This window comes from Sphingobium sp. TomTYG46 (assembly GCF_055396345.1).
The window spans coordinates 1,992,895-2,008,771 of the sequence record NZ_AP027324.1; the positions used below are offsets into that span (position 1 = coordinate 1,992,895).

The 15,877-nt window shown below is 62.0% G+C and carries 19 protein-coding genes; 10 read left to right on the top strand and 9 right to left on the bottom strand.

Annotation, left to right across the window (positions count from 1 at the left end):
* Positions 1-163 precede the first annotated feature (163 nt).
* The 6 genes from ACZ5YV_RS10110 (at position 164) to ACZ5YV_RS10135 (ending at position 4,438) form a co-directional block, all read left to right on the top strand.
* Positions 164-913, top strand: a complete 750-nt coding sequence (locus ACZ5YV_RS10110) for a TorF family putative porin (RefSeq protein WP_464787502.1) — start codon at positions 164-166, stop codon at positions 911-913.
* A 110-nt stretch (positions 914-1,023) separates the two neighbouring features.
* Positions 1,024-1,539, top strand: a complete 516-nt coding sequence (locus ACZ5YV_RS10115; protein ID WP_464787503.1) for a sterol desaturase family protein — start codon at positions 1,024-1,026, stop codon at positions 1,537-1,539.
* Positions 1,540-1,587: 48 nt separating this feature from the next.
* Positions 1,588-2,217: a nicotinate-nucleotide adenylyltransferase gene (locus ACZ5YV_RS10120; protein ID WP_464787504.1), complete on the top strand. Its 630-nt coding sequence runs from the start codon at positions 1,588-1,590 to the stop codon at positions 2,215-2,217.
* 12 nt (positions 2,218-2,229) lie between these two features.
* On the top strand, positions 2,230-2,616 hold the full coding sequence (gene rsfS, locus ACZ5YV_RS10125; RefSeq protein ID WP_449474303.1) for a ribosome silencing factor: 387 nt from the start codon (positions 2,230-2,232) through the stop codon (positions 2,614-2,616).
* Positions 2,617-2,697: 81 nt separating this feature from the next.
* Complete coding sequence (locus ACZ5YV_RS10130; protein ID WP_464787505.1) at positions 2,698-3,120, top strand: 23S rRNA (pseudouridine(1915)-N(3))-methyltransferase RlmH; 423 nt, start codon at positions 2,698-2,700, stop codon at positions 3,118-3,120.
* 82 nt (positions 3,121-3,202) lie between these two features.
* Positions 3,203-4,438 carry a murein hydrolase activator EnvC family protein gene (locus tag ACZ5YV_RS10135; protein ID WP_464787506.1) on the top strand — a complete coding sequence of 412 codons (1,236 nt, stop codon included), beginning with the start codon at positions 3,203-3,205 and terminating at the stop codon, positions 4,436-4,438.
* Positions 4,439-4,443: 5 nt separating this feature from the next.
* Here the strand turns inward: ACZ5YV_RS10135 and ACZ5YV_RS10140 are convergent, their stop codons facing one another.
* From ACZ5YV_RS10140 to coxB, 9 genes are all read right to left on the bottom strand, one after another.
* On the bottom strand, positions 4,444-5,313 hold the full coding sequence (locus ACZ5YV_RS10140; protein ID WP_464787507.1) for a class I SAM-dependent methyltransferase: 870 nt from the start codon (positions 5,311-5,313) through the stop codon (positions 4,444-4,446).
* Positions 5,310-6,710, bottom strand: a complete 1,401-nt coding sequence (gene thrC / locus ACZ5YV_RS10145) for a threonine synthase (protein WP_464787508.1) — start codon at positions 6,708-6,710, stop codon at positions 5,310-5,312. The genes ACZ5YV_RS10140 and thrC overlap by 4 nt, the downstream gene beginning before the upstream one ends.
* A 44-nt stretch (positions 6,711-6,754) precedes the next feature.
* Positions 6,755-7,396 (bottom strand): SURF1 family protein, encoded by a 642-nt coding sequence (locus ACZ5YV_RS10150; protein WP_464787509.1) that lies wholly within the window; start codon positions 7,394-7,396, stop codon positions 6,755-6,757.
* Positions 7,397-7,624: 228 nt separating this feature from the next.
* Positions 7,625-8,455, bottom strand: a complete 831-nt coding sequence (locus tag ACZ5YV_RS10155) for a cytochrome c oxidase subunit 3 (RefSeq protein ID WP_449474314.1) — start codon at positions 8,453-8,455, stop codon at positions 7,625-7,627.
* Between the two features lie 43 nt (positions 8,456-8,498).
* Positions 8,499-9,074: a cytochrome c oxidase assembly protein gene (locus ACZ5YV_RS10160; RefSeq protein ID WP_464787510.1), complete on the bottom strand. Its 576-nt coding sequence runs from the start codon at positions 9,072-9,074 to the stop codon at positions 8,499-8,501.
* On the bottom strand, positions 9,074-9,205 hold the full coding sequence (locus ACZ5YV_RS10165; RefSeq protein WP_268934763.1) for a hypothetical protein: 132 nt from the start codon (positions 9,203-9,205) through the stop codon (positions 9,074-9,076). The genes ACZ5YV_RS10160 and ACZ5YV_RS10165 overlap by 1 nt, the downstream gene beginning before the upstream one ends.
* Positions 9,202-10,122, bottom strand: a complete 921-nt coding sequence (locus tag ACZ5YV_RS10170; RefSeq protein WP_464787511.1) for a heme o synthase — start codon at positions 10,120-10,122, stop codon at positions 9,202-9,204. The genes ACZ5YV_RS10165 and ACZ5YV_RS10170 overlap by 4 nt, the downstream gene beginning before the upstream one ends.
* A gap of 101 nt (positions 10,123-10,223) precedes the next feature.
* Positions 10,224-11,891, bottom strand: coding sequence for a cytochrome c oxidase subunit I (ctaD, locus tag ACZ5YV_RS10175; RefSeq protein WP_196224696.1), 1,668 nt, complete (start codon positions 11,889-11,891; stop codon positions 10,224-10,226).
* Between the two features lie 17 nt (positions 11,892-11,908).
* Positions 11,909-12,925: a cytochrome c oxidase subunit II gene (coxB, locus tag ACZ5YV_RS10180; RefSeq protein ID WP_464787512.1), complete on the bottom strand. Its 1,017-nt coding sequence runs from the start codon at positions 12,923-12,925 to the stop codon at positions 11,909-11,911.
* A 282-nt stretch (positions 12,926-13,207) separates the two neighbouring features.
* Between coxB and pyrE the strand changes: the two genes are divergently transcribed.
* From pyrE to lepB, 4 genes are read left to right on the top strand one after another with little or no spacing between them, the layout of a single operon-like run.
* Positions 13,208-13,789, top strand: a complete 582-nt coding sequence (gene pyrE / locus ACZ5YV_RS10185) for an orotate phosphoribosyltransferase (RefSeq protein ID WP_464787513.1) — start codon at positions 13,208-13,210, stop codon at positions 13,787-13,789.
* A gap of 5 nt (positions 13,790-13,794) precedes the next feature.
* On the top strand, positions 13,795-14,532 hold the full coding sequence (locus ACZ5YV_RS10190) for a pyridoxine 5'-phosphate synthase (protein WP_464787514.1): 738 nt from the start codon (positions 13,795-13,797) through the stop codon (positions 14,530-14,532).
* Entirely contained in the window at positions 14,529-14,930 is a 402-nt protein-coding gene (acpS, locus tag ACZ5YV_RS10195) for a holo-ACP synthase (RefSeq protein WP_464787515.1), read from the top strand. The genes ACZ5YV_RS10190 and acpS overlap by 4 nt, the downstream gene beginning before the upstream one ends.
* Positions 14,931-14,962: 32 nt before the next feature.
* Positions 14,963-15,859 (top strand): signal peptidase I, encoded by an 897-nt coding sequence (lepB, locus tag ACZ5YV_RS10200; RefSeq protein WP_464787516.1) that lies wholly within the window; start codon positions 14,963-14,965, stop codon positions 15,857-15,859.
* Positions 15,860-15,877: the final 18 nt, after the last annotated feature.

Genomic DNA, 15,877 nt, shown 5'->3' on the forward strand with positions numbered 1-15,877 from the left:
CCGGACGTAAAAGACAACCAATAGCAATAATTTCTTGTGCAGCGCGGCATGCGTCGGCATGCCGTGCCTGTTCAGGTCATCCGATCCGGCCCTTCGTGGGAACAGAGAATTCGGGATCCTGACGCAGGCGGGACCATCGCAGAAAACCATCAAGGGGAATCCAATGCGTAAGTCCATTCTCGGCCTCTCGGCCGTTGCTCTCGCTGCTCTGTCCGTCCCGGCGCTCGCCCAGGACGAACCCACTTCCGCAATCACCGTCACCGGCAATGCAGCCGTTGTCAGCGACTATCGCTTCCGTGGCATTTCGCAGACCGACAAGCGTTTCGCGCTGCAGGGCGGCATCACCGTCACCCATGAATCGGGCTTCTATGTCTCGACCTGGGGTTCCTCGATCGATGACTATGTCGCCAACACCAGCGACCAGGAACTCGATCTGATCGCCGGCTATTCGAAGACCATCGGCGCAGCCACCATCGATGCGGGCGTGCTTTATTATTATTATCCGGGCTCGAACGGTGCAAACACCGACTTCTTCGAGCCCTATGCATCGGTCAAGGGCACCTTCGGCCCGGCCACCGCAAAGCTGAGCGCCGCCTATGCTCCCAAGCAGCACGCCCTGTCGTACGGCGTCAACGCGCGCGAAGACAATCTCTATGTTGCCGGCGACCTGTCGGCCAGCATCCCCAACACGCCGGTGGGCTTGTCGGCCCATGTCGGTCACAACTTCAGCCGGAGCTTCATCACCTTTGGCGAGAAGTACACCGACTGGAGCCTTGGCGCGACATACACGTGGAGCCATCTAACCTTCGGCGTGAGCTATGTAGACACAGACAAGAACCTGACCGCTCTGCCGTTCACATCGCGGAATCTATCGAAGGCTGGCGTAGTGGGTTCGATCACCGCCTCCTTCTGATTTCTTCGGTTATTGAATGGGAAGGCCGCGATCCTGGCGATCGCGGCCTTTTCCATGTCCTGAGTTTTACAGGCTCGCGCACCTTCATCCGCGCGCTTATATAGGGCGCCATGTCCGCGTTCCTGCTGCTCCTGACTTTCGCCGCCACCGTCATCGCGATGGAGGGCTTTGCCTATGTCATGCACCGCTGGGTAATGCATGGGCCGGGCTGGTTCCTGCATGCCAGCCATCATCGTCCCCGCAACGGAATGTGGGAAGCGAACGACCTCTATTTCGTCATCTTCGCGCTGCCCTCGATCCTGCTGCTGCTGGGCGGCGTGCAACTGGGCTGGGGCGACTGGGCGACAGCCTGCGGCGGGGGGATCGCGGCTTACGGCCTTATCTATCTCGCCTTTCACGACATCCTCGTCCATCAGCGGATCACCCACCGCCATGTTTCCCGCTCTCCCTATATGAAGCGGATCGTTCAGGCGCACCGGCTGCATCATGCGGTCGAGACGCGCGAGGGCTGCGTCAGCTTCGGCTTCCTGGTCGCGCCGCGGCCGGAGGAGCTCAAAAGGCAACTGGCGCAGGGGAATCGGCGGAAGGGCGTGCGGAAGGCACGCGGGCTCATGGAAGCAGAGTGAGCAATCGGTCGATTTCCGGCCCATTGGCAGCGGCGGCGGCAAGCTGAAATGGCACGCATCGGCCTTCTGGGCGGCTCCTTCAATCCAGCGCATGGCGGCCATCGCGCAATCTCGCTGTTCGCTGCGAAGGCGCTGCGGCTGGACGAAGTCTGGTGGCTGGTCTCGCCGGGCAATCCGCTCAAGCCACGTGCTGGCATGGCGTCCCTCCCCGCGCGGCTAGCCCACGCCCGCCATATCGCTCGACGCGCGGCGATTCGGGCCACCGCGATCGAGCAAGCACTGGGCACCCGATACACCGCCGATTCGCTGAAGGTGATCAGGCACCGCTTCCCCCGCAATCAGTTCATCTGGCTGATGGGCGCGGACAATCTCGCCCAGTTCGGCCAGTGGAAAGATTGGCGCGGCATCGCGCGACAGATGCCCATTGCCGTAATCGCCCGGCCCGGCTATGATGGAGTTGCCCGTGGCTCTGGGGCCATGGCCTGGCTGCGGCGTTTCGTCCGGCCCGCGCGCCAGAGTGCAGACTGGACGGATTGGAGACCGCCGGCGCTTGTGCTTTTGCGCTTTCGCCCTGATCCAAGATCGGCGACCCTGCTGCGGCAGGTGGAACCCCTCTGGCATCGCGAATATGAACATGCACGCGTGCGCGATCCGCTCACGCGCCGGTTGATTGTCTAGAATGGAGCATTTTTGACCAGACCACATCCTGCCAACGATCCGGCTGATGCCGACAGCGTTGCCGCCCTGCACGACCTTGTCCTGAAATCGCTCGACGATGACCAGGCGCAGGAAACCATCTCCATCCCGCTTGAAGGCAAGAGCAGCATTGCCGACCATATGGTGATCGCCAGCGGGCGTTCATCGCGTCAGGTCGCGTCGATGGCGCAGAAGCTTGCCGAGCGCATCAAGCAGGCCACGGGCCGCTCCGCACGCGTAGAGGGACTGCCGGTCGCTGACTGGGTGCTGATCGATGCAGGCGATGTGATCGTCCACCTGTTCCGGCCCGAAGTGCGCAGCTTCTACAATCTGGAACGGATGTGGGGCTTTGTCGATGCGCCGGTGGCGGGCACGGCCTGAAGGCTCTTACGGCATCGGCCTCGCTAGCCGAGGCATGCAGACCTTCGACAAGCGCGCACTGACTCGTTAGGAGCGTGATCCATGCTCCTTCACATCATCGCGCGCGGCAAGATCGGACGTTCGACCGAAGCGGAACTGGTCGAACGTTACGTGAAGCGGCTGACAATGCCGCACAGGATCACCGAACTGCCCGACCGTGGCGGCAAGCTGCCGCCCGCTCCGACTGGCACGATCACCGTGATGCTCGACGAGAAAGGCCGCCAGCTCAGCTCCATGGACTTCGCCAAGCGGCTCGAAGGCTGGCGAGATCAGGGCGCGCGCGAATGCCGCTTCCTGATCGGCGCGGCGGACGGCTTTGACGACGAAGCCCGCGCCGGGGCCGACCTGCTGATCGCCTTTGGCGCGATGACCTGGCCGCACATGATGGCCCGCGCCATGCTGGCCGAACAATTGTGGCGCGCCTGTTCCATCCTTTCGGGCCACCCCTATCATCGCGAAGGCTGATGTCACCACCGCTCGACATGGATGGCCGTTTGCGCCTAGTCAGATATCGCCGGTCGCCAGCAGGACCGGCAGGGGGCAAGGGGTGAAAAGGTCAAAGACCTTCGCGGCGATAATCGGCGGCGCAGCGGTCCTCGCGGCCGCGCGCCTGGCGGCGGCTCCTCAAGCAGGCATCATCCTTGGCGGCACGGGCGAGACCAGCCTGCGTCAGGAACAGGCTGCGCTGAAGGCGGCCCGCATCCAGTCCGAACAAGCACGCGAGCGCTCCCAGCGGTTGGAACAGCAGGCAACGGCCGCGCGGGACGAAGCCGAACAGGCGCGCCGCCGCGCCGCCGCCATGGCTGCCCGTATCCAGCAGGCCGAAGCTGACATTCAAGCGGCCCAAGCGCGTATCGCGATCATAGCCCGCATGCAGCGTTCGCAGGCGGCACGGCTGGCGGCCAAGCAGGAGCCGGTTGTCCGTTTGACTGCCGCCCTTCAGATGATGGCGCGGCGGCCTCTGGCTCTGGCGCTGGTGCAGCCGGGGTCGCTGAGCGATGCCGTCCACATGCGCGCCGTGCTGGGACAGATATTGCCCGTCATTCAAGAGCGCACAGCTGGCTTGCGCGCTGAATTGGAGCGCAGCCGCGCCTTGCGTGAGACCGCCGAGCAGGCCGCCGCTTCACTCGCACAAAGCCAGGCCGACCTCCGCAATAGCCAAGCCGCTTTACGCACGTTGGAAACGCAAAAGCGGCTGGCGGCGAGGGATTATCGCTCCAACGCGAATCTGGAGAGTGACCGGGCTCTCGCCCTGGGCGAAAGAGCCCGCGACATCGTCGATCTGATGGACCGCCTCCAGGCGGCAGGTGATCTGCGGGAGGAACTCGCAGCGCTCCCCGGCCCGCTGCTCAGGCCAGCACGCCCCGACCTCGCCATGGCGCCTGCGCAGGCAAGGCAGCGCAGTACGGGCGGACCTCCACCCTATCGCTTGCCGGTGATGGGCCAGCTGGTCACCGGCATGGGTGAATTGTCGGAAAGCGGCGTCCGATCGCGGGGCCTCACCATCGTCACCCAGTCGGGCGCGCTCGCCGTCGCACCTACGGCGGGGCGCGTCGTCTTCGCGGGGCCTTATCGCGGCTACGGCCAGATCATGATCCTGGATCATGGAGGCGGCTGGACCACGTTGATCACCGGATTGCATCGGCTTTCCGCCGCCGTGGGCGATGATGTGCGACAGGGTGATCCGCTGGGCAACGCCGGAAGCGGGCGTCCGACCATCACGATCGAACTGCGTCGCAATGGCCGTCCGGTCGATATCGTCCCGTTGGTCGGGCTAGGCTGAAAGCGCTAGCGCCGCCACCGCGCCCATATGGCCGTCGGCAGTTCCAGCCCTCTTGCTTCCTCGCGCACGGCCAATTCGCCCGCTTCGACCGTGCCCGGAAGGTCGGCAAAGGCCTGCGTCAGCAATTCCCCAATCGCCAGCGCGGACATGCGCACGGCGTATACGGTCAGGAACAGGAACCGGCTGTCGGCATCCAGCAGACGGCGGCAATCCGCGATCAGCCGAGGCAGATCCTCTTCCAGTCTCCAGATTTCACCGTCCGGCCCACGGCCATATTTAGGCGGGTCGAGCAATATGCCGTCATAGCGCCGCTCTCGCCGAACCTCGCGAGCGACGAACTTCGCGGCATCGTCAACGATCCAGCGCACGGGGCGGTCTTCCATCCCCGATGCGGCGGCATTGGCCCGCGCCTGCGCCACCGACTTCTTCGACGCATCGACATGCACCATCTGCGCGCCAGCCGCCGACATCGCCAATGTGCCGACGCCGGTATAGCCGAACAGGTTCATGATCTGCGGCTGCTCCAGCCCGGCCGTCTGCTCGCGCATCCAGTTCCACACCGGCGCCATGTCGGGGAAGAAGCCGAGATGCCGGAAAGGCGTGCAACTCGCCTGAAACGTCACATCGTTCCAGCTAAGCGGCCAACCTTCAGCAGGCACCGGGCGATCATAAAACCAGCGCCCGCCGCCCTCTTCGTCCGATCCCGGCACGAATTCGCCATCGGCCTGCCAGTCGGCACTCGCAGGCGCCCACATCGCCTGTGGCTCGGGCCGGATAAAGCGATAACGGCCATAGCGTTCCAGCTTGCGGCCATGACCCGAATCGAGCAGGCCATAGTCGGTCCACGGCTCACCAATGAGCGTGTCGAGCTTCATGCTCGCGGCGTAGCGCGCTCCGCGACATAGGCGGTGATCGCCTCAAAGGTCGCGGGCAGCTTGGCATAGGCTTCCTCACGGGCGAACAGGTCACCCATGCGGGCAGGCAGAGGCGGACGAAGCCCGGTGGCGCGCTCCACGGCCTCGCGGAACTTGGCGGGATGCGCCGTCGCCAGCGTGACGATCGGAACGCCTGCCTCGACCTCCATCTCGCGCGCGGCGGCAAGGCCCACGGCGGTATGGGGGTCAATGACCTGACCTGCCCCGTCAAAGGCCCAACGAATCGCCATGTTCATTGCGTCGCCATCGACGCGCGCCGAAGCGAACAGCTTCGCCGCGCCAGCGCGCTGCGCATTGGTGAGCCGCATCGCCCGGCTGGTCTCGAAACCCTTCATCTGCTCGGCCAGCGCCGGGCCGCCACGGCCACCTGCATCGAACAGCAGTCGTTCGAAATTCGAACTGATCTGGATATCCATGCTGGGGGTGGAAGTCTGAACGACCTGGCCCTGGCTATAGTCACCATCCGCCAGCGCGCGGTGCAGAATGTCGTTGACGTTAGTCGCGACCATCAGCTTCGCAACGGGAAGGCCCATTTGCGCTGCGACATATCCAGCGAAGACGTCGCCGAAATTGCCGGTCGGCACTGAAAAGGCGACCTGCCGCTCCGGCGCGCCGAGCCTTACAGCGGCGTAGAAATAATAGACCACCTGCGCCATCAACCGCGCCCAGTTGATGCTGTTGACCGCCGACAGATTGAACTTCGTCGAGAAGGCAGGGTCGTTGAACATCGCCTTCACGAGCGCCTGCGCGTCGTCGAAGCTGCCTTCGATCGCGATATTATGGACGTTGGGCGCGCGCACCGTGGTCATCTGGCGCCGTTGTACGTCGGACACGCGGCCTTCGGGGTGCAGCATGAAGATGTCGATCTTCTCGCGCCCTGCAACGGCGTCGATCGCCGCTGAACCCGTATCGCCCGAAGTCGCACCGACGATCGTCAGATGATCGTCCCGGCGTGACAGAAACCGCTCGAACAACTGTCCCAGCAATTGCAGAGCGACATCCTTGAACGCCAGGGTCGGGCCATGGAAAAGTTCGAGCAGCCAATGCTGGTGGTCCAGTTGAACCAGCGGCGTCACCGCGTTGTGGCTGAACCGGCCATAGGCGGCAGTGCATAGCTCGCGCAGTTCATCTTCGCTGAGCGAACCCGCGACATAGGGCGCCATGACGCGGACGGCGGTTTCCACATAGGAAAGCCCGGCGAGCGCGCGTATGTCTGCCTCCGAAAAGCGCGGCCAGCTTTCCGGAACATAGAGGCCGCCGTCGGACGCCAGCCCGGCCAACGTCACATCCTCGAAACCCAGCGCAGGCGCGCTTCCCCTGGTGCTCACATATTGCATGATGGGGAAGCGCGGTAACGAGGCTGGAGCGTTGGAGCAAGCCTTTACGACGGATCAGCTGGTGGAGGCATCCGCTTGCGAAGCGCAAGAACGTAGATAACCACGGCCACCGCAGCGAAGAAGAACCACTGGATGGCATAAGCGAGGTGATTGTTCGGAACGTCGTTGACGCTCGGCGGGGCGACCGGTTTCAACCCTTCCGGCGCGCGTTCCGCGATCAGCATCGGCCGCAGCGGAAGGACATTGGCCGTAAACCGCGACAACAACGTCCGGTGATCAGGCTCTTCGGATATCCAGCCGGTGACCTGGCCGCCTTTCCAATTTGGCTTCAGGTCCGGCTGCTTGGCGACGCCCAAAGCAACGAGCGCACCAGGCCCTTCCGCCCCCGTGGCGCATTGCGCGATATAGCGGTAGCCGACCCCCCCATCGGCGGCCCTTCCCGCTTCCGTCTGCCAGCCAACGACATTCAGGCAATGAATGGAAGAGCGACGGAACAGCAGCACGGGCGGAACAGGTGGCATTTGCGGGAAGCTGACAGTCGGCTTGGCTGGATTGGCCGACGCGAGGGCCAGCATCGCCTCCTTCTCGCCGCGACGTTGCAATTGCCAAATGCCAAGGGCGATCATGACCAGCACGGCGCCTGCCACGATAATGCTGGCAAAAAGAGGGACGCGCCGCGCGGTCATAGATTGACCGCCGACGATATGGTCGCCCCGGTCAAGGCGGACGGGCCGAGTTGCCGGAAGGCAGGCGCGGCGCTCATATTCGGCAGCCGGACGCCGGGCGGAGAGAAGCAGGACGGCTGGAGAAGCGCAGATGTGGAAAGAAGCATGACGGTAGGCATACTTTTCTTCCGTCTAAAAGAAAACGGCCGGTTATCACCGGCCGTTTTCTTGATGGATAAGACTCAGTCCTTAGCCGCCGTGCATCGGAGCGCCCCAGCCGCCCCATACATAGATGGCGACGAACAGGAACAGCCAGACGACGTCGACAAAGTGCCAGTACCAGGCAGCGGCCTCAAAGCCGAAATGCTGACGGGGAGTGAAGTGCCCCTTATAGACGCGCACCAGATTGACGATCAGGAAGATCGTACCGATCAGAACGTGGAAGCCATGGAAGCCCGTCGCCATGTAGAAGGCCGAGCTGTAGGGGCTGCCGCCGAACGGGAACGGCGCGTGCATATATTCATAGGCCTGGATCGAAGAGAAGAGCAGGCCGAGGATCACCGTCAACCACAGGCCGGTTTTCAGACTCTCACGATCTCCATGAATGAGCGCGTGGTGCGCCCAGGTGACGGTCGTGCCCGAGCAGAGCAGGATCAACGTGTTGAGCAGCGGCAGCTCAAACGCGTTCATCACCTCGATACCCTTGGACGGGAACAACCCTTCGATCGGAGCAAGCTGGCTCGGGAAAAGCGAGAAGTCGAAGAACGCCCAGAACCAGCCAACGAAGAACATGACTTCCGAAGCGATGAACAGGATCATGCCGTAGCGCAGGTGAAGCTGAACCACCGGCGTATGATCACCGGCATGTGCTTCTGCAATCACATTCGCCCACCAGCTATACATGGTGAACAGCACACCCGCGACGCCGATCAGGAATACCCAGCCACCACCGGCAGGCATGGCATCAGGGTGCATCCACATGATCGCGCCGAGCGCCATTACCAGCGCCGACATGGACCCGAATAGCGGCCAGATGCTGGGCGGTAGAATATGATAATCGTGCTGCTTGGCGCCTGCCATGACGTACTCTTCCCTGTTCGCGTTCGCGTTATCGTGGATTGCCTTAGCTCGGCTTCTTGTCCTGCTCAACAGGATAGAAGGTGTAGCTCAGCGTAATTTGCTGCGTGTCCCTATTGTCGGGATCATTCAGTATTTTGGGATCAACATAATAAATCACCGGCATGCGAACCTGCTCGCCCGGCTGCAATGTCTGCTGGGTGAAGCAGAAACACTGGATCTTGGTGAAGTAGGCGCCAGACTGGATCGGCGTCACGTTGAAGCTGGCCGTGCCCGTAACCGGCTTGTCCGACATGTTCTTCGCAATGAAGATCGCCATGTCGCGCGCGCCAACGGTCACCGTATCCGTCCGGTGTTCGGGATAGAATTGCCAGGGCATGCCAGGTTGAACATTGGAATCGAACCGGATCGACATTGTATGGCCGACCGCTGGCTGCAACTTGACATCAGCAGCAGCGCGCTGCGTCGTGCCGCCAAATCCCGTCTGCTGGCAGAATATCCGGTAGAGCGGGACCGATGCGAAACCCAGCCCAAGCATGGCCAATCCTACCCCCGTCATAGTGATGAGGGTGCGGCGGTTCCGGCGATCCCGATCAAATGGCGACGGCGGCAGGCTGGCCATTATTGTCCAGCGCCAATCTTCACGATCGTGATCGCGTAAAAGAGAATGACGAGCGCCCCGAGCAGCAGCCCAGTGACAATGGCGCGCGACTTCTGCCGACTGCGTACCTGCTTTTCCTCCTCGGGCGTCATGCCAGCAACCAACGATCGATGACAACCGCTCCGAACAGAAGGAAAAGATAGAAGATCGAATATTTGAACAGTCGACGTTCAGGACCCATGCGACTGGAATCCATTTCACGGCGCCGGTAGACCTGAAAGGCGAAGATCACGAACAGGCCCGTACCGAACAAGGCGGTGAGGCCGTAGATCAGACCCGTAAGGCGAAGCAGAACAGGAGCCATCGCCGCGGCGGCCATGATCGCGGTGTAGAACCATATCTGACGGCGCGTAGCAACTTCACCTGATACGACGGGCAGCATCGGGATGTTTGCCGCCGCATAGTCAGTCTTTACGAACAGCGCGAGGGCCCAGAAATGCGGCGGCGTCCAGAAGAAAGTGAGCAGGAAAAGCGCCACCGGGAGAGCGCCGACGTCACCTGTGACTGCAGCCCAGCCGATAACAGGAGGAAAAGCCCCCGCAGCACCGCCAATGACGATGTTCTGTGTTGTCCGGGGCTTGAGCCAGATAGTGTAAATGAAAACATAGAAAAGAATTGACACCGCCAGGATGACAGAGGCGAGCCAGTTCGTCGCCACGCCCATCAGCAGGACCGAGAAGAAGGAGAGTCCGACGCCGAAATGAAGAGCCGACTGTCGGTCCATCCGGCCAGCGGGCAGTGGACGGTTGGCGGTCCGCTTCATCTTTGCGTCAATGTCGGCCTCATACCATTGGTTGAGCGCCGCGGCTGCGCCAGCGCCCAGCGCTATGCACAGGATGGCGGTGAAGGCGAGTACGGGATGGATTTGACCGGGCGCCGCGAGCAGCCCGCAAAGACCCGTGAAAACGACCAATGTCATCACGCGCGGCTTGGTCAACGCGACAAAGTCGCGCCAGTGCGCGGGAATTGTGGAAGCGGCGCTCCCAGTCATGAACGGCGAACTTGCCATATGCTCCTCATGCGGCAGCCCGGCACCATCACAGGCGCCGGGGCTGCTAACTGCGGGTCCGCGGCCCGGCATCCTGCTGGATGCATTCTCTTCGCCGATCGTCAGTCGATGACCGGCAATGTTTCGAACTGGTGGAACGGCGGTGGGCTGGGCAGCGTCCATTCCAGCGTCGTCGCGCCTTCGCCCCACGGATTGCCTTCCGCTTTCTTGCCAAAAGCGAGCGACCAGAAGACGTTCACGAAGAAGATCAACACGCCCACGGCCATGATCTCATAGCCATGGCTGGCCACGCTGTTCCAGTAGGCAAAGGCTTCCGGATAATCGGGGTAGCGGCGGGGCATGCCCGAGAGGCCCAGGAAGTGCATCGGGAAGAACAGCAGGTTCACGCCCACGAAGAACACCCAGAAGTGCAGGTGACCGAGGAATTCGCTGTACATGCGGCCCGACATCTTCGGGAACCAATAGTAGAAGCCCGCGAAGAGACCGAAAACGGCGCCCAGCGACAACACATAGTGGAAGTGGGCAACAACATAATAGGTGTCGTGCAGCACGTCATCGACGCCGCCATTTGCCAGGACCACGCCGGTAACGCCGCCCACGGTGAACAGGAAGATGAAGCCCAGCGCCCAGACCATCGGCGTTTTGTAGCTGATGGAACCGCCCCAAATCGTCGCGATCCACGAGAAGATCTTGATGCCGGTGGGAACGGCAATGACCATCGTCGCAGCCGTGAAGTACATCTTCACGTTCACCGACATGCCAGTGGTGAACATATGGTGCGCCCAGACGACGAACCCGACGACGCCAATCGCGACCATGGCATATGCCATGCCGAGATAGCCAAATACTGGCTTACGGCTGAAGGTAGAGATGATCTGGCTGACGATACCAAAACCAGGCAGGATCATGATGTACACTTCGGGGTGCCCGAAGAACCAGAAAAGATGCTGATAGAGTTCCGGATCGCCACCCCCGGCGGCATCGTAGAAAGTGGTGCCGAAGTTACGATCGGTCAGCAGCATGGTGATAGCGGCCGCAAGAACCGGCAGCGCAAGCAGCAGCAGGAACGCGGTGACCAGTACCGACCAGACGAACAACGGCATCTTGTGCAGTGTCATGCCCGGCGCGCGCATATTCAAAATGGTGGTGATGAAGTTGACAGCGCCCAGAATTGAACTGGCGCCCGCGATATGGAGCGACAGGATAGCCATGTCCACTGCTGGCCCCGCAGAACCGCTGGTCGAGAGCGGAGCATAGACCGTCCAGCCCGTGCCCGCGCCATTACCCGTACCGCCAGGAACGAATGTCGAACCGAGCAGCAGAGAAAAAGCGGGGATCAGCAGCCAGAAGCTGATATTGTTCATGCGCGGGAAGGCCATGTCCGGCGCACCGATCATGATCGGCACGAACCAGTTACCAAAGCCACCGATGATGGCGGGCATGACCATGAAAAAGACCATGATCAGACCGTGCGCGGTAATCAGCACGTTCCAGAGGTGATAGGCTTGGTCCATCGTGGCCGAAGGACCATCCGTCATCTGCGCCCAAGTGTGGAGATACTGAATACCAGGCTGCGCTAGCTCAGCACGCATCAGACCCGAAATCGCGCCGCCGATCACACCGGCGAGGATCGCGAAGATCAGATAGAGAGTGCCGATGTCCTTGTGGTTCGTCGACATGAACCAGCGCTGGAAGAAGGCTGGCTTGTGATCGGCGTCATGATGATCATGAGCATGATCGCCGTGATGATCTGCAGTAATCGTGGTCATGGCGTTATGCCCTTACATCAAAGCTTTTCGGCGGGAGCGGCGGCAGGCGCTGCGGGAGCGGCAGCCGTAGCTGCGGCGTCAGCGCCCTGGAGCTTGCCGCCCTGCGAGAGAACCCACTGGTCAAACTGGGCAGGAGGCAGCGCCTCGATCGCGATCGGCATGAACCCGTGACGCGCGCCGCACAGTTCGGAACACTGCCCGTAATAGACGCCCGGCTTCTCAATGGTGAAGGTCTTCTCATTGAGGCGGCCAGGAACAGCATCCATCTTCACCCAGAGCGACGGGACCGCAAAGGCGTGGATCACGTCAGCACCGGTGATGATCAGCTTGATCGGGCGGCCAGCAGGAAGAATCATGCGGTTGTCAGGCGCGAGCAGATAAGGCTCGCCATTCGCCTCGGCCTTTTCCCTGGGAAGCATGTTCGAGACATATTCAGGAATGCCGTTGTCGGGATATTCATAACCCCAATACCACTGATAGCCGGTGACCTTCACGGTCAGCGCATCCTTGGGCGCGGGCTTATACTGGTCCGCCAGCAGGCCGATCGAGGGCACTGCGATCACAAGGAGGATCACCACGGGAACCACGGTCCAGATCACTTCGATCAGCGTATTGTGCGACGTCTTCGACGGCACCGGGTTGGCGCTGCGACGAAAGCGGATCATCACATAAAGCATCAGGAGGGCCACGAAGACCGAAATGATCGTGATGAGCGGCAGAAGCAGCACATCGTGCAACCAGCGAGCGGTATGACCCGTGGGGGTGAACTGTTCCTGCAGGGTGATTTCGCCGGGGCGCGGCATGCCGATGCCTTCGGTCGGCTTCATACGGGCCGGCGCGGCAACCTTGGCCGCAGGCGCAGCCTCGGCAGCCGGAGCGGCCGCATTGGCGCCCGAGTCGGCCGGTGCGGCGGCATTGCCCGCAGCGGCGGCTGCGACGGCGGCATTGTCCTGCGCCAGCGCCTGACTGTTCAACACCGCAGCTGGCGCAAAGGCCAGCAACCCGGCGAGAACGAGCGATTTCACCATTTTCATAAGCGTCTTCTTACCCCGTAACCCCTTGGCGCCGCTGCAACGAAGGCGCGCGCATGCGCATCCCCCTCCGCCCGGTCGGTCTGCCGCGGCTTATAGGCATGCTTTTTTCCTGCCTCAAGCGGGCAGGAGCAGATTTTCTTCGCTGTTGCAACGCTCCGGTCGTCCGCCTATCTCGCACCTCGCGCGCAGGGGCGCGTTCATGGGCGTTACCCATGTTGAAAGTTGATGTGCCGGATGGCCCCGAAATAGGCCTGGGCATATGCTGATGGATCGAAGAATCGGATGACCGACGAGGAAGTACTGGCAGAATTCAGGGCCGCAGGAGCGCTGCTGGAGGGACATTTCATTCTGTCCTCGGGCCGCCGTAGCGCCAATTACCTGCAATGCGCGCGGGTATTGATGAACGCCGAACGCGCAGGCGGGCTCGCGCGCGCAGTCGTGCAGAAGCTGCCCCGCGAACTGCGACAGGAAATCGACCTTGTCGTCTCGCCCGCCATGGGTGGCCTTATCATCGGCCATGAAGTTGGGCGCGCGCTCGACAAGGATGCTGTCTTCCTGGAACGGCCTGAGGGAAAATTCGAGCTGCGGCGCGGCTTCGCCATAACGCCTGGCCAAAAAGTGCTGATGGTCGAAGACGTCGTCACGACCGGGCTGTCGTCGCGCCAGGCGATCGAAGCGGTGGAGGCCGAAGGCGGCATCGTTGTCGCCGAGGTAGCGCTGGTCGATCGATCCGCAGGCGAAGTGGATCTGGGCGTCCCCTTCTACCCGCTCGTCAGCATTAATTTCCCTGTATATGAAGCAGATGATGTACCGCCGGAACTAGCGGCCATCCCCGCGATCAAACCTGGAAGCCGGAAACAATAGGCATCATGCAGCAAACTCCCGCCCACCTGCGCCTGGGTGTCAACATCGACCATGTTGCCACCATCCGGAATGCGCGGGGGGGAGAACATCCTGATCCCGTCAAGGCGGCCTTGCTGGCCGTGAAGGCGGGGGCCGATGGCATCACCGCGCACCTGCGCGAGGATCGGCGGCACATCCGGGACGAGGACATCGCCACGCTGATGGCGGCTCTTACGGTTCCGCTGAACCTTGAAATGGCCGCAACGCGGGAGATGCTGAACATTGCGCTGAAGCACCGGCCGCATGCGGCATGCGTCGTGCCTGAAAAACGCGAGGAGCGGACGACCGAGGGCGGTCTGGATGCCGCCGGGCAGATCGAGACGCTGCGACCGATCGTCGGCGCGCTAGGGGATGCGGGGATTCGCGTCAGCCTTTTCATCGAACCCGATCCGGCGCAAATCGAGGCAGCGATGCGCCTAGGCGCGCCAGTGGTGGAGTTTCACACCGGGCGCTATGCGCATATTTCCGGTACAGCGCGCGCTGAAGAGCTGCGGCGCATCTCTGATGCTGCGGCGCTGGCGGCCAAAAACGGCATCGAACCCCATGCTGGTCATGGCCTCACTTTCGACAATGTAGGCCCGGTGGCAGCAATTCCGCAGGTGGCCGAACTCAACATCGGCCACTTCCTGATTGGCGAGGCCATTTTTAGCGGGTTGGAAAGCAGCATCCGCGAAATGCGGCGGCAGATGGACCTGGCGCGTTGATCATCGGCCTTGGCTCCGACCTATGCAACATTGAGCGGATCCAGAATTCGCTCGATCGCTTTGGCGAACGGTTCGAGCAGCGCGTTTTTACCGAAGTCGAGCGCGCCAAGGCAAACCGCCGCCCGTTCACCAAGGCCGGGACGCTCGCCAAGCGCTTCGCCGCCAAGGAAGCCTTTTCCAAAGCAGTAGGGACGGGCTTTAATCGTGGCGTTTTCATGAAGGACATCGGTGTCGTGAATCACCCAGGCGGCGCACCGACGCTGGAGCTGACCGGCGGCGCGCTCGCACAGCTTCAAACTATGCTGCCCGATGGACACAAGGCGGTCATTCACGTCACGCTAACCGATGATCATCCATGGGCGCAGGCATTCGTCATCATTGAGGCCCTGCCCCAGTGACCACGGCACCACCAGCATCCGAGAAGCCATCCATGACGGCAACCGACATGAGCGAGAACGACCCACTTTTGACAGAAGAACCGGCGGCGGCATCACCCGCCCGAACGGACAAGAGTGCGATCGACTGGTGGCATGAGGTGAAGAGCATCGCGCTTCTGATTCTGGCGGTCCTGGCCTTTCACAGCTTCGTCGCCAAACCCTTCTACATCCCGAGCGAATCCATGATGCCGGTGTTGCTTAAGGGCGACCGGCTGGTGGTCAGCAAATTCCCTTATGGCTGGTCCTATGTTTCGCCGAGTTTCCACCCCCTGCCCTTTCTGAAGGGCCGCATTTTCGGCCGCCTGCCTGAGCGTGGCGACATCGTCATCGTATCGCCGCATAACCGGCGGGAGGACTATATCAAGCGGGTGATCGGCCTGCCGGGCGACATCATCGAGGTCCGGGGCGGACAGGTCATCCTGAACGGCACCGCTGTTCCCCAAAAGGCAATCAAGCCGGTCCTGATCCCGGTCGATGGCAACGCTCCCTGTTCCCCCACCCAGTTCCCCGGCGCCCGCATCACGGGGGCAGACGGGCGGGAATATTGTCAGTTGCCTGTAAGGCAGGAGATTCTGCCCAATGGCAAAAGCTATCTGACGATCGACATGGGGCCGAGCGCGCTGGATTGGTATGGTCCCGTGCGCGTTCCCCGCGACCATGTCTTCCTGATGGGTGACAACAGGGACAATAGCGCCGACAGCCGCGCCCCGCTTGAGGAGAACGGCCTTGGGGGGCCTGTCCCTTGGGAAGCGATTGGCGGACGGGCGGAGTTCATTACTTTTTCGCTCGATGGCAATTCCAGCTGGAACCCCGTGACCTGGATTCACGCGCTGCGTAGTGGCCGGGCGGGGAACAGCTTACGCCCGGAGAGCGTTCCACCCCCGAAATAATACATCTGCAAGGGGCTG